This window comes from Rahnella sp. CG8, from assembly GCF_023701875.1.
Lineage (GTDB): Bacteria > Pseudomonadota > Gammaproteobacteria > Enterobacterales > Enterobacteriaceae > Rahnella > Rahnella aceris.
Genome location: NZ_JABAED010000002.1, coordinates 266609 through 280995, shown reverse-complemented (window position 1 = coordinate 280995; position 14387 = coordinate 266609). Strand labels below are relative to the sequence as shown.

The 14387-nt window shown below is 52.0% G+C and carries 12 protein-coding genes; 7 read left to right on the top strand and 5 right to left on the bottom strand.

What is annotated here, in order from left to right:
• Nucleotides 1–45: 45 nt before the first annotated feature.
• Nucleotides 46–675: a flavin reductase family protein gene (locus HGO41_RS03195; RefSeq protein ID WP_119261404.1), complete on the bottom strand. Its 630-nt coding sequence runs from the start codon at nt 673–675 to the stop codon at nt 46–48.
• A gap of 206 nt (nt 676–881) precedes the next feature.
• Here HGO41_RS03195 and rlmF point away from each other — a divergent pair, with 206 nt between their 5' ends.
• From rlmF to HGO41_RS03180, 3 genes are all read left to right on the top strand, one after another.
• Complete coding sequence (gene rlmF, locus HGO41_RS03190) at nt 882–1850, top strand: 23S rRNA (adenine(1618)-N(6))-methyltransferase RlmF (RefSeq protein ID WP_112151179.1); 969 nt, start codon at nt 882–884, stop codon at nt 1848–1850.
• Between the two features lie 342 nt (nt 1851–2192).
• Nucleotides 2193–3503, top strand: a complete 1311-nt coding sequence (locus tag HGO41_RS03185) for a methyl-accepting chemotaxis protein (protein WP_013574679.1) — start codon at nt 2193–2195, stop codon at nt 3501–3503.
• Between the two features lie 703 nt (nt 3504–4206).
• Entirely contained in the window at nt 4207–4446 is a 240-nt protein-coding gene (locus tag HGO41_RS03180) for a hypothetical protein (protein WP_013574680.1), read from the top strand.
• Between the two features lie 357 nt (nt 4447–4803).
• On the opposite strand, the gene glnQ is transcribed toward HGO41_RS03180, so the two are convergent.
• From glnQ to HGO41_RS03160, 4 genes are all read right to left on the bottom strand, one after another.
• Nucleotides 4804–5526 carry a glutamine ABC transporter ATP-binding protein GlnQ gene (gene glnQ / locus HGO41_RS03175; protein ID WP_013574681.1) on the bottom strand — a complete coding sequence of 241 codons (723 nt, stop codon included), beginning with the start codon at nt 5524–5526 and terminating at the stop codon, nt 4804–4806.
• Entirely contained in the window at nt 5523–6182 is a 660-nt protein-coding gene (gene glnP, locus HGO41_RS03170; RefSeq protein WP_013574682.1) for a glutamine ABC transporter permease GlnP, read from the bottom strand. The genes glnQ and glnP overlap by 4 nt, the downstream gene beginning before the upstream one ends.
• 108 nt (nt 6183–6290) lie before the next feature.
• Nucleotides 6291–7034 carry a glutamine ABC transporter substrate-binding protein GlnH gene (gene glnH, locus HGO41_RS03165; protein WP_013574683.1) on the bottom strand — a complete coding sequence of 248 codons (744 nt, stop codon included), beginning with the start codon at nt 7032–7034 and terminating at the stop codon, nt 6291–6293.
• 401 nt (nt 7035–7435) lie between these two features.
• Complete coding sequence (locus HGO41_RS03160; protein ID WP_013574684.1) at nt 7436–7702, bottom strand: DksA/TraR family C4-type zinc finger protein; 267 nt, start codon at nt 7700–7702, stop codon at nt 7436–7438.
• Between the two features lie 497 nt (nt 7703–8199).
• On the opposite strand from HGO41_RS03160, the gene HGO41_RS03155 reads away from it, so the two are divergent.
• The 4 genes from HGO41_RS03155 to HGO41_RS03140 are packed head-to-tail and all read left to right on the top strand — an operon-like array spanning nt 8200 to nt 14377.
• On the top strand, nt 8200–9288 hold the full coding sequence (locus tag HGO41_RS03155; protein WP_370633942.1) for a capsule biosynthesis protein: 1089 nt from the start codon (nt 8200–8202) through the stop codon (nt 9286–9288).
• Nucleotides 9289–9342: 54 nt separating this feature from the next.
• Complete coding sequence (locus HGO41_RS03150) at nt 9343–11019, top strand: polysaccharide biosynthesis/export family protein (protein ID WP_013574686.1); 1677 nt, start codon at nt 9343–9345, stop codon at nt 11017–11019.
• On the top strand, nt 11019–13058 hold the full coding sequence (locus HGO41_RS03145) for a capsule polysaccharide biogenesis protein (RefSeq protein WP_250980755.1): 2040 nt from the start codon (nt 11019–11021) through the stop codon (nt 13056–13058). The genes HGO41_RS03150 and HGO41_RS03145 overlap by 1 nt, the downstream gene beginning before the upstream one ends.
• Before the next feature lie 47 nt (nt 13059–13105).
• Nucleotides 13106–14377, top strand: coding sequence for a capsule polysaccharide biogenesis protein (locus tag HGO41_RS03140; RefSeq protein WP_250980754.1), 1272 nt, complete (start codon nt 13106–13108; stop codon nt 14375–14377).
• Nucleotides 14378–14387: the final 10 nt, after the last annotated feature.

The window sequence follows — 14387 nt, the reverse complement described above, 5'->3', positions numbered from 1 at the left end:
GCAGGGTCAACGTGCGGTGGCTTTTTTTTTGTCTTACGCCTCAGGTCAACGGGCGTCGGGGCGTATCAGGTCAAAGCGTAAATCTTCTGAAATACCGTAATAGGCAGAAGGGCCACCGGCGCGTAATACCGGTTCGGCAAGCGCAGTCTGATAAATGCCGTCAATCAGCAGATGTGGCGCGATATGCACGGCAACCACTTCGCCCAGCACCAGCCAGGTATCGATATCGCTACCGGCGGCCGTTTTAAGCTGAATACACTGCGTCAGTTTGCACTCAAAGTTCACCGGGCTTTCCAGTACGCGATCCGCGGCAACCAGTGTTCCCGGTTGCGGCGTCAGACCGGCGAAATCAAACTCATCTGCCCCGTGTTCCAGCGAGGCCGAACTTTCATTCATTTTCACCGCCAGCGGTCGGGTGGTGAGATTCCAGACGAATTCGCCGGTTTCGACAATATTCGCCACGCTGTCTTTCCAGCCACTGCTGGCAAAACCGATGATCGGCGGACGGTAATTGAAACAGTTGAAGAAGCTGTACGGCGCCAGGTTGCGTTGTCCGGCGGCATTGCGTGATGAAATCCAGCCAATCGGACGCGGGCCGACAATGGCGTTTAACGGATCATGGGGCAGACCGTGGCCTTTAGCGGGCTCGTAGTAGTAACGTTCATCAGTGTTCATGATTTTCCTCAGCAAATAATTCATAAAGACTATGATTTGTACATTACCCGAATTAATCAGACGTTGACCGTTTTTATGTGCCCGCCCGAGTCAGCATGCATCCGGCAGGCGGCGGCGCTTTGTGGTATCTTGTGCGCCATTCATAAATATCCAACGCCCCATCGCATATTTTATGCGTCGCGCACACCTTTCGGAGAGTCACTCAGGTGGAAAAAAAGAAAGTCTTCCCTCAGGAAAAAAGCGGTCTTCACCCGCGAAATCGTCATCGCAGCCGCTATGATTTCCCGGCCCTGATTGCCAGCAGCCCGGAACTTGCACCGTTCGTCGTCGAAAATAAATGGGGCGATTTGTCCGTTGATTTCGCCAACGCTCAGGCGGTAAAAGCCCTGAACCGTGCTTTGCTGCGCGATTGCTATCAGATTGAAAACTGGGATATTCCGGCTGATTACCTGTGCCCGCCAATTCCCGGGCGTGCAGATTATATTCACCATCTGGCAGATCTTCTGGCGGGCAGCAACAACGGCAATATCCCGCAAGGCAAAGACATTTCCGTGCTGGATATCGGTGTGGGCGCGAACTGTATTTACCCGATTATTGGTTTACGCGAATACGGCTGGCGCTTCACCGCCAGTGAGATTGATCCGGTATCAATGGCGGCGGCTAAAAAAATCGTCGCCACCAATCCGCAACTGACCAATCAGGTGCGTTTCCGTTTACAGGCGAAACCGCAGCGTATTCTCGACACCATTATCCGCCATGATGAGCGATACGACGCGGTGCTGTGTAATCCGCCGTTCCACGCTTCAGCGGCAGATGCGGCATCCGGCAGCCAGCGTAAACGTCAAAACCTGGGGCTGGACAGACGTGCGGGCACCGCAGAGCTTAACTTCGGTGGTCAGCACAACGAATTGTGGTGTGAAGGTGGTGAAGAAGCCTTTGTGGTCCGTATGGCAGAAGAGAGCGCCGGTAAAGCGCAGAACTGTTTCTGGTACACCGTGCTGGTTTCCAAAAAAACAACGCTGCCGTTACTGTATGATGCACTTCGTGAAGAGGACGCGACGGATGTCCGCACTGTCGAAATGGTGCATGGCAACAAGATCAGCCGTTTTGTCGCCTGGACTTTCCTGACGCCTTCGCAGCAAAAAAGTTGGGCAATCAAACGCTGGTCAGTCTGATCACGTTGTGAATTCCTGTATTCCAGCGTGTTTATCTGACGGTGAATATGCTGGAAAAAATACTCCTGCCAGCCCCTTTCTTTTTTGGTGAATTAAATTAAGCTTAATTGACTATAATAAAGTTTGTTAATTATCAGAGTAATGATTTTGCTGGTGAGTTTATTTTTCACTGCGCTATTTAAATTTTCACGCACCTGCCTAAACCCACCCAGGGGTCAGACTAATCTTTCGCATGTTGATGAGTAACTTTACTCATCATCTGTGGGAATTAGCACGTGTATTTTTATAAATTAACTGTGATTACACATTAATTCACGTTATCAGCCACAGGGTGTCTGTCCTATGCAATTATTTTCTCATCAGTTTAGTACGATATGGCGTGATAAATTCGCTGCGATCCAGCAGGCGGTTCCGATGATCGCTTTCACGCCGGAAGGCGTGGTGCTTGAGGTTAACGACCTGTTTCTCAGCAGCATGGGGTACAGCAGAAACGAGGTGATTGGTCAGCCTCACCGGATTTTCTGCACCCCGGAGTTTGTTGCCAGCGATGCGTATCGTCTTCACTGGGAAGGTTTGCGGCAGGGAAAGTCGGTCAGCGGAAATATTAAACGTGTACACAAAAACGGGAATATAATCTGGCTTGAGGCAAATTATGTTCCGGTGAAAAATAAACAAGGCAAAGTGACCGAGATAATTAAAATTGCCAGTGATGTATCTGAAAGAATTAATGAATCCCACGAGCATCAGGGAATTTTACAAGCACTTGACCGTTCAATGGCACTGATTACCTTTACACCTGAAGGTCATGTGATTTCTGCGAACAATAACTTCCTGAAAGTCATGGGTTATTCTTTGCAGCAAATTAAGGGCCATTCCCACACGATGTTTTGTGTCCCGCAATACTGTGATTCCCACGAGTACCGCAATCACTGGCAGCGTCTGAGAAACGGTGAATTTATCCTTGGCCGTTTTGAGCGCATCACTGGCCACAGTCAGTCTGTCTGGCTGGAAGCGAGCTATAACCCGGTGATCGATGATGACGGCAAAGTGATAAAAATCGTCAAAATCGCGCATGACATTACGGATCAGATGGATCAGCAGCGTCAGCAGGAAAGCATGATGACGCACGTGCATGAACTGTCGCTGACTACTGACAAAACCGCGGCAGAGGGCGTGACCATCGTCCGGCAGGCAGTGGAAGATATGCAGGAAGTCGAAGCGCTGGCGCGGCGGACTTCCGACATCATCGGGCAGCTCGGTCAGACATCTGAACGTATTGGCGAAATGGTTGATACCATCCGCCGTATTTCGTCTCAAACCAACCTGTTAGCCATCAACGCCACCATCGAAGCCGCGCATGCGGGCGAGCAGGGCAGAGGATTTGCCGTGGTGGCGGGTGAGGTTCGCTCACTGGCCGATCAGTCCCGCAAGGCTGCCGTCGAAATTGACCAGCTTACGCAAAGCATCCGTGATGGTGTGATGGCCGCGATTGATGGTATGGGGAATTGCGTCAACCGCGCAGGCGGTGGCGTGGTGCTGAGCCGCAATGCCGGTGATGTGATCAATCAGGTTAACCTCGGTATGCAGGATCTGGTGCGGATGATGGCGGAGTTTTCGGTCGTGGCGAGGGAAAAGGAACAGACCAGGCATTAGTTGCAGGAGGCCGCTGCAACGGGGAGGCTTTCAACCCCTTTGATCGAGAACATTTCGGTTTCTCAATAACGGTTATCACGCGGCCTCTCGCGCCGAAACCGCCCAAAGGAGGGAAGTGCTTTCCCTCCTTTGGATTCCTCCCCGCCTTTACAACAAGTGCTTCGTTCAGGTACCACCGTGACAGGCTGGAAATCTTGCCGCTGCGCGGTGCCTTCTCTCGGTCCTGAAGCCATAGGTCTTCAGGCCGCTCCGTTCAGCAAGATTTCTGAATCGCTCGCACGATCATAAACATGAGATCTGCTCCTCCCCCTGCGAAGGGGGAGGCGGGGAGGGGGTTTTAATAACGACTCTGTGATGAAGTTACTCATAATATTACCTGAATCTATGCTTTACATTGATTACATTTTTGTTTGCGAGATGCTTTCCAATGCTTTGAAAAGCCAATTTTTTATTAAATTAATCGGCGTAAATTGTTTCCTGCTGCGGCAAAATCCGTAGCCAGGATTTGCAACCTGTGACATTTGAAATATTCATGGTTAAATACACCGTGGATCTCCGCCAGCATATTATGGCGGATCAGACAGAGCAGCCTTCGGGCTGGCTGGTTTTCTCAAATGTCCGGTATTGCAAACTCTGTTTGATCTGCCACCCATGCGATTTGCAACGCATGTATGACGCCACAACAAACATTTGAGGGTTTACCATGATTATTTCTACTTCTTTACCGAATCCTACCGCTGATGGCCTGTTCGATAAGACACCGCTTGAACCCGATGAGCTTTGTGATCAATGCCGTGCACTTTGTCTGGCTATCACCGAAATCTGCAATCCAGTTGCTAAAGAAATACTGAATTTTGTTCTTTTGGAAAGGCTGAACCTCTTAAACGATGTGCTGGCATTTTCAGCAAATGATGAAGACGTTATGGATCAAATAGCCGTTTGAGTCGTCTTTAAAACCCCCTCCCCGCCTCCCCCTTCGCAGGGGGAGGAGCAGATCTCATGTTTATGATCGTGCGAGCGATTCAGAAATCTTGCTGAACGGAGCGGCCTGAAGACCTATGGCTTCAGGACCGAGAGAAGGCACCGCGTAGCGGCTAGATTTCCAGCCTGTCACGGTGGTAACTGGAACATAGCCAGCAAGCGGCAGCGCGAAGTAAGAAAGCGAGGGGAAATCCAAAAGGGGAAAAGCACTTTCCCCTTTTGGGCGGTTTCGGCGCAGCGCGTTAAGCGATCACCGCACTTGAGAAACCGAAATAATTCCGGTCAGAGTTAAAAGCCGCCCTTGCAGCGGCTTTCTGCATCAGGAAACGTGTTGCAGGAACTCGCGCAGACGTTCGCTCGGCGGGTTGTTCACCAGATCAGCCGGTTTACCGTCTTCAGCAATACGGCCTTTGTCGATAAAGATTAAGCGTGAAGCCACTTTCTCGGCAAAGCCGACTTCGTGGGTCACGATAACCATTGTCATGCCTTCTTCTGCCAGTTGCTTCATGACGGTCAGCACTTCGTGACGCAGCTCAGGATCCAGCGCCGAGGTTGGCTCATCAAACAGCATCAGTTTTGGCTTAACCGCCAGTGCACGGGCAATCGCCACGCGCTGCTGCTGGCCACCGGAAAGCTCTGACGGATAGTGGTTGGCGCGTTCAGACAGGCCCACTTTTGCCAGCAGTTCTTTCGCCAGTTTATTGGCTTCATCCTTCGACGCACCACGAACGCGGATCGGGCCGAAAGCCACGTTTTCCAGCGCTGTCATGTGCGGGAACAGGTAGAACTGCTGGAACACCATACCGGCTTCCTGGCGGATCAGACGTTCATCGACTTTCGGGTCGTTCACTTTCAGGCCATCAACAATCAGCTCGCCGGACGTGATTTCTTCCAGCTTGTTGATGCAGCGCAGCAGCGTGGATTTACCGGAGCCGGATGGCCCGATGATAACCACGACTTCACCCTGAGAAATGTTCAGATCGATGTCGTGGAGCACCTGGGTTTTACCAAAGTGTTTTGAGACGTTCTTGAATTCAATCATATAATTTTCAGTTTGCGTTCTAAGCGGCGCAGAACAAAGCTCAGAGCCAGCGTGATGATCAGATAGATAACAGCAACCGCACTCCAGATTTCCATGGCGCGGAAGTTGCCGGCGATGATTTCCTGGCCCTGACGGGTCAGCTCGGCGACACCGATAACGATAAACAGCGAGGTATCTTTGATACTCACGATCCACTGGTTACCCAACGGTGGCAGCATGCGGCGCAATGCCAGCGGCATGATGATGTAACGCAGCGTTGCACGGCGCGACAGACCCAGCGCCAGACCCGCTTCACGGAAACCGTTGTGAATCGACAACACCGCGCCGCGCGTAATTTCAGCAATATAAGCACCGGAGTTGATGATGATCGTCACCACCGCCGCGCTGAACGGGTCGATCCGCAGATCGGGCACCATCATCGGCAGGGCGAAATAAATGAACATTACCTGTACGACGATAGGCGTACCGCGAATGAGCTCGATAAAGACCAGTGCGACGTTGCTGCTAAACCAGCCACCAAACGCGCGGGCAAAACCCGCAATCACACCAATAATCAGACCGCCAACCAGACCGAGGACCGAAATCCACAATGTCATTTTGGCGCCTTCGAGCAGGATAGGCAGAGCGGGCCAAATTACGCTCCAGTCAAACTGCATGGATTATCTCCTGGTAAAACCACAAACTGCGCCTGTGCAGATTTGCATCTGACAGGCGCTTCTTATCAAGTGCTCTTTCTGAAAAGGAACGACTTAAATGAAAAGGACTTATTTAGGTTCGGTATCAAACCATTTTTTGTAGATTGCTGCGTAAGTACCATTCTCTTTGATGGTTTTCAGCGCGGCGTTGGCTTTCTCACGCAGGTCACTGCCTTGCGGGAATGCGATACCGTATTGCTGGCCAGCCAGTGAATCGCCGACCGCTTTGAACTGACCTTTACCGGCCGTTTTGATGAAGTACAGAATGTTTGGCGTGTCGTGCATGACCGCATCAGCACGGCCCGTGCCCAGTTCCATGTAAGCGCTGTCGATGTTCGGGAACTGACGCAGATCTTTGGTCTGCACGTTGGCTTTCATGTAATCAACGGAGCTGGTACCGCTTTTCACTGCAACGGTTTTACCTTTCAGATCAGCAACGCTTTTGATGGCGTCGTTATTGCTCTTAACCATCACCATCAGGCCGCTGTTGTAATAGCCGTCAGAGAAGTCGATGGCTTTTTTACGTTCAGGCGTGATGGTGATACCCGCCAGCGCCAGATCGATGTTGTGTGTTTGCAGGGCAGGAATGATGCCGCCGAAGTCCATTGGTTTCAGTTCATAGGAGACTTTCATCTCTTTAGCGACCGCGTCCCACAGGTCAATGTCGAAGCCGACGTACTTATCGCCTTGTTTGAATTCAAACGGTACAAACGCAGTGTCGGTAGCTACGATCAGTTTTTTATCTGCTGCGTGGGAGCTAACGGCAAAGGCCAGAGTTAACGCGGCCAGGGAAACTTTTAAGAGTGACTTCATCAGTGAATTTCCTTTGTACATATTATGGGAACGACTTTATATTACGGCGCTTTGATGCAATATTCATGCCAAATGACAGGTATATTAAAATTCAATGGCTTATCGCTTTGCTGAACCGATCAGGCAGTGATTAAAAATCAGATTGCACCAGTTTGGCGCATTGCTGCACGTCGCCATGTTCTCTCATGGTGCACAGCTTCATCATTAACCATATGATGTATTTTAAACAATCATTAATTAACAAATGCGCTGCTCAAATGATAACTTGCTCTAACTTTATTGGTACATGAGCAAAACCTGTGCTCAGTTTTGAAGCAAATGTAAAGAGAAAAGCGGGAGTAATAACGGGGGGAATGACTTGTGTTGAACCATAATGGTGCGTCAACGTATAATGTAAAGTTCTAGCGCAACTGGCTGTCTTTACTGCCACGACGATTGTAGCCCGCGTGATCTTGCTGCTTTTTATCCAGGGCGGCCTGACAGGTGACGCAATACTGTACGCCCTGAAGGGCTTTCCGGCGCGCCTCCGGAATGGGTTCGCCACACTCCTTACAATAATGCGCACTTTCGCCATGCCCGAGAGACTGACGTGCGCGATCAACGGCATCATTGACCGTTGAATCAATCTGATCCTGCACTGCGCCATCTTGCGCCCATCCGCTTGCCATAGTGACCTCTTTTCCTAAGAGTTATCCGATAGAGTTTGTGTTATTTCGAGCTCTATGTTAAAAAAACCCATGAATTGAATGAATGTATTTCAGACATAAATAGATTGTGTGAATTTGTTGCTTTTCGCATATTCGTGACCTCATGATCTGCCTGCGGAGCCTTGTTCCTGGCAGGTCTTAGCGACTTATCATTCAGTTCCCCTCGCTGCCTTGCAGCTACGACCGGCCAGACCAGGAAATGGATTTCGTCAGACACATGTGCTTGCTTGGCTAACCATGATAAGTGCCCACTCTTAAGTGTAGTCCTAAACACGATGAAGATTTCGCACCGTGATCCATTGGCTGGGGATATCAACGCAGTTTCACGGTACTTTTAATAAAGCACGATAATAAAAACGTGCAGTTTGTCATGATGATAATAAATGTTTATTGAAAAAATGAAGTCAGCATGGCCCGGGGAACATATCGCCCGGGTTCGTCGGTCTCCGTATTTTAGTATGGCAACGCTGAACAGCAATTTGGGTAAAATTGTCATTGGCCTGCCGATGGCGTTACTGATCATCTATCTGGTGATTTTCAGTCGTCCGCGTTATCTCAGTGAATCCACCGTTGCGATCAAAAGTTCTAACGACATCAGCGGCACCAGCCTGAATGTCGGCTTACTGTTGGGGGCAGGAAACCCGGGCACAGCCCAGGATGCGATGTATTTAAAAGAATACATCAACTCACCTGACATGCTGGCCGCGCTGGATAAGCAACTCGATTTCCATTCCGTGTTCGGCAGGAGCGGCTTAGATTTCCTCTATCATTTGCCCAAAGATGCCAGCCGCGAGCAGTTTTTAAACTATTATCGCGATCGTATTGCCGTCACGTATGACGATAAATCGGGCCTGCTGACTATCGGCACACAGGGCTTCACCCCGCAGTTCGCTGAGCAGTTTAACAAAGCCGTTCTCAAAGAATCTGAACGCTTCATCAATGAAATTTCTCATAAGATCGCCCGCGATCAGCAGGCATTTGCTGAAAACGAAATGCTTGAGGCCCGTGCACGTCTCAATGCGAGTAAAGCGCAGTTGCTGGCGTATCAGAACCACAACAATATTCTCGACCCTGAAGCGCAGGCGATTGCCGCCACCACGCTGGTGAACACGCTCGTCGGGCAAAAAATTCAGATGGAAGCGGAGTTACGCAATCTGCTGACTTACCTGCGTGACGATGCGCCACAGGTGATCAGTGCGCAAAATGCGATTACGTCTCTGGGCAAACAGATTGATCAGGAAAAAAGTAAAATTACTGCGCCTGATGGCCGTCAGCTCAATACCATGGCCGTGGATTTCGAAGAGATTAAGTCGAAAGTGCAGTTTGATACTGAACTCTACAAACTCACCCTGACATCCATTGAAAAGACGCGTGTTGAAGCTGCCCGCAAACTGAAAGTGCTGTCGGTGATCAGTTCGCCTCAGTTACCGCAAGAAACCACCTTCCCGAATGTCCCTTATATGATCGCCAGCTGGTTGCTGGTGTGCTGTCTGCTGTTCGGAACGATTAAATTATTGCTGGCCGTTATCGATGACCATAAAGACTGATGTGGTCTGTATCGCTTTCCCTTTTTGCCTGAAGAATCGCCTACAGAGTTTGTTATGAAATTATTGAAGTCCGTTGTTATCTTGCTGGCCTTCCAGCTAACCCAGGCCAATGCCGTGGGGATCAATGCCGATCCGAATATGACCGGCGCGGCACCGTTGCCGACATTTTTAACCGGCCAGACGCAACAGACGAGTCCGGATACCGGCTTTGATGATTCCCCACCGCCTCCGGTTCCGGCAGTGATGAGCCGCATGTTCGGTGCGCAGTTATTTACCGGCGGTGCGGCTGCCGATAACGCGGCCAGTATCGGTTTCAACCCGAATTACATTGTTGGCCTCGGCGATCAGGTACAAATCCGTTTGTGGGGCGCGTTCAATTTTGACGGCGCGCTGACCGTTGACCCGAAAGGTAATATCTTCCTGCCAAACGTCGGCCCGCTGAAAGTCGCAGGCGTCTCGAACAGCCAGCTGAACAGCGTGATCACCACCAAGGTAAAACAGGTTTATCAGGCCAACGTCAACGTGTATGCCTCCCTGCTTCAGGCACAGCCGGTCAAAGTGTTTGTCACCGGCTATGTGACCAATCCCGGTTTATACGGCGGTGTGGCGTCTGACTCCCTGCTTTCTTATCTGAGTAAAGCCGGCGGCGTCGATACTGAACGCGGCAGCTATGTCGACATTGTGGTGAAACACAATGACCGCGTGCGTTCGCGCATTAACCTGTATGACTTCCTGCTCAACGGCGATTTGCGTCTGTCGCAATTCTCTGACGGCGATACCATCGTGGTCGGGCCGCGTCAGCACACATTCAGCGTGGAAGGCGATGTCTTTAACAGCTACGACTTTGAATTCCGCGACAGCACCATTCCGGTCAGCGAGGCCCTGAGCTGGGCACGCCCGAAACCGGGCGCGACGCACATGACCATTATCCGCCAGCAGGGCAGCATGAAACGCAGCGAGTATTACCCGCTGGGGTCCGCACCGGGGCGCTCATTGCAGGATGGCGACAAACTGATTGTCAGTTCCGACCGTTATGCAGGCACCATTCAGGTTCGCATCGAAGGCGCGCATTCCGGTGAACACGCCGTGGTGCTGCCGTATGGCGCCACCATGAGCCAGCTGTTGCCAAAAATCCGCACCAACAGCATGTCGCAGATTAACGCCATCCAGCTTTACCGTCGTTCTGTCGCGCTTCGCCAGAAAGAGATGCTGGATCTGACCTTGCAGAAACTCGAAGAAGCATCACTTTCCGCACAGTCCTCGACGCAGGAAGAAGGGCGTTTGCGTGCGCAGGAAGCCCAGTTAGTCAGCCGTTTCGTGGCGAAGGCGCGTCAGGTGGTGCCGAAAGGCGAAGTGGTTCTGAGCGAAAATAATCTGAATGAAGTGATCCTGGAAGACGGCGATGTCATCAACATTCCGGAGAAAACCTCACTCGTGATGATCCACGGCGAAGTGCTGTTCCCGAATGCGGTGAGCTGGCAGAAAGGTCTGAGCCCGGATGATTACATTGAGAAAGTCGGTGGCTACACGCAAAAAGCCGGGAACTCGAAAGTCATCCTGATTAAACAAAACGGCGAAGCGATTAACGCGGAAGACGTGAAGACGTTGCAGCCGGGGGATGAACTGATGGTTCTGCCGAAATACGAATCGAAAAATATCGAAATCACCCGTGGCATCTCGACGATCCTGTATCAGCTGGCCGTCGCCGCGAAAGTGGTGCTGACGATTTAATGATTGGGATCTTTTCAGCGGGCATACAACGTATCCCGCATCTGGAAGCGTTTCTCGGCGAACCCTGTCGCAAGCTTTCGCTGCTGCGACCGGTGCCGGATGGCATCACTCGCATCGCGGTGTGGGGTTACCGGCCAACCGGCGGGAAAGCCGTCGCGCGGGCAGAGCAGTCAGGCTTGCCGGTGCTGCGGCTGGAAGACGGGTTTATCCGCTCCCTGGGACTGGGTGTGTCGGGCTGTCCGCCGCTCTCAATGGTTTTAGAGACGCAGGGAATGTATTACGACGCCTCGAAACCCAGCACGCTTGAAATGCTGATCCGCCAGCGTGAAGAGAATCAGCCGCTGCAGGATACGGCGCGGCAGGCCATGCAGATCATCGTGGAAGGTGATCTGTCGAAATATAACCAGGCACCGGCCTGCACAAAGGCAAAACCCGAGTGTGGCGCGGTGCTGGTGGTCGATCAGACTTTCGGTGATATGGCGGTGGTTTATGGCAATGCAGGCGCGGAGCAGTTCGGACAGATGTTGCAGGCCGCCATGGCAGAAAATCCGACGTCTGAGATTTGGGTAAAGATCCACCCGGATGTTTTGCAGGGCAAAAAGGCCGGCTATTTCACGCAGATTACCGAACTGGCGCAGCAGGATCCACGCATCAAACTGCTGGCTGAAAACGTCAGCCCGCAATCGCTGTTGCGCGTTGTCAGCCGGGTTTACGTGGTGACGTCTAACTACGGATTTGAAGCGCTGATCGCCGGAAAACCGGTCAGCGTGTTTGGTCAGCCGTGGTACGCAGGCTGGGGACTGACGGATGACCGTCATCCTCAGTCCGCATCGCTCCGGGCACGCCGGGGTACCGCCAGCGTGGAAGAGTTGTTCAGCGCGGCCTGTTTGCGTTACAGCCGGTACATCAATCCGGCTAATGGCAAAAGCGGCACATTGTTTGATGTGCTCAGCTGGCTGCTGATGCAGCGAAAGCATCAGCAACAGCGGGCGGGGCGCCTCTGGTCGCCGGGACTGACCCTCTGGAAGCGCAGCATTCTCGGGCCTTTCCTGCGAACTAAAAGCAACAAAGTGAATTTCAGTAAACGCTATGCCGGTGAAGTGGCCTGTGTCGTGTGGGGTATCAAAGGCGAGGCTCGCTGGGGTGCTCAGGCGCAGCAGCGTCAGATCCCGCAATGGCGAATGGAAGATGGTTTCCTGCGTTCGGCCGGGCTGGGGTCTGATCTGCATCCGCCGCTGTCGCTGGTGCTGGATAAAACCGGTATCTATTACGATGCGACGCGCCCGAGCGACCTGGAACTGTTGCTGAGCCACAGCAATCTGGCGCCATGCCAGCAGCAGCGGGCTGCCACGTTACGCCAGAGACTGGTTGCCAGCAAAGTCAGTAAATACAACCTTGGCGCGGCGTTTACCTTGCCCGCTGAAGCGACGAATAAAACGGTGATTCTGGTGCCGGGGCAGGTTGAGGACGATGCCTCTATCCTGACCGGCACGCTATCCCTGCGTACCAACAGCGCGCTTTTACGCACTGTCCGGGAACGTAACCCCGGCGCTTACATTATTTATAAGCCTCATCCGGATGTTCTGGTGGGGAACCGGCAGGGACACATTCCCGCCGAAGATGTCAGCCGCTGGGCGGACAGTCAGGCGCTGGATGCAGACATTATTCAATGTATTCAGGCTGCCGACGAACTGCACACGCTGACGTCGCTGTCAGGTTTTGAAGCGTTGTTACACGGTAAAAAAGTGGTGTGTTACGGCATGCCATTTTATGCCGGATGGGGACTGACGCAGGATGAGCATGCCTGTTCACGCCGGCTGCGCAGCCTCACTTTAGACGATGTGGTTTACCAGGCGCTGATTGCCTACCCGTCGTATATCGACCCGCAAAGTCGGGAGCCCATTTTGGCAGAGCAGGCGGTTGAACTTCTTGCTGCGACGCCCCGGGCACAAATGCAATTCACCAGAGTTAAAGCGGGCAGGATAGTCCGGTATTACAGAAAACTGCTCATGCTGGTCCGGGTGACGTTGACGACCTGAACCGGCTTCTTACTACAAGCTTATTGCATTAATGGAAACGGACAGAAATGGACAGTAAGGCGCTTACGACATTACTTTCTGGGAAAAAATATTTGCTGTTGCAGGGGCCGATGGGGCCTTTCTTCAGCGATTTAGCTCAGTGGCTGGAGTCTCTGGGGCGTGAGGCGGTGAATGTCGTCTTTAACGGCGGCGACAGGGTGTATTCGCGAAAGCGTGAATACCGCTTGTACCAGCAAACGCCAAAAGAGTTTCCGACCTGGCTGAAAGAGACCTGGCAGGATTACGACTTCGATACCATCGTGTGTTTCGGGGATTGTCGTCCGTTGCATCAGGCAGCAAAACGCTGGGCACAGGCTAAAGGCATACGCTTCCTCGCGTTTGAGGAGGGATATCTGCGCCCGCATTACATCACGCTGGAACAGAATGGCGTGAATGCCTATTCCAGCCTGCCACGCGATGCGGAGTTCTACCGCAGCCTGCCTGAAATGACCATGCCGGAAGTTGAACAACTGAAACCTTCGGGCTGGCAGCGCGTGCGTCATGCGGCCGTGTATTACCTGGCGGGCTGGCGCTACCGGCACGACTTCCCAAAATATCGCCATCACAAATCCTTCTCGCCGTGGTATGAGGCGCGCTGCTGGACCCGTGCTGCCTGGCGTAAAAAGCTGTACGCCTTCCGCCAGCGCAACATTTTGCAGCAACTGCAGACGGATCTGGATCAGCGGTATTATCTGGCCATTTTGCAGGTATATAACGACAGTCAGATCCGCAATCACAGCCCGTATCAGGATGTGCGTGATTACATCAATGAAGTGATGCACTCGTTTGCCAAAAAAGCCCCTTCCGCTGAGTATCTGGTGATCAAACATCACCCGATGGACAGAGGGCACCGCTTATACGGGCCGCTGATCCGCCAGCTTGGCAAAAAATACGACATCGCTGACCGTGTGATCTACGTGCATGATCTGCCGATGCCGGAACTGCTGACCCACTCGAAAGCCGTAGTCACGATTAACAGCACCGCGGGTCTCTCCGCGCTTATTCATAACAAGCCGCTGAAAGTGATGGGCAACGCGCTCTATGACATTAAAGGCATTACGTATCAGGGACATCTGAACCAGTTCTGGCAGTCAGGGTTTAAACCCGATGCGAAGCTGTTTAAGCAGTTCCGGCTATACTTGCTGAAGAATACGCAGATTAATGCCGTATTTTATGGTGGCAATAAAGTGGATATCGCCACAGCGACTGATAACCCATATCACCCGGTATTTATCAGTCAGAAACTGATTATGAATTACACCAAACATCAGCCTTCATAACGATTAACCT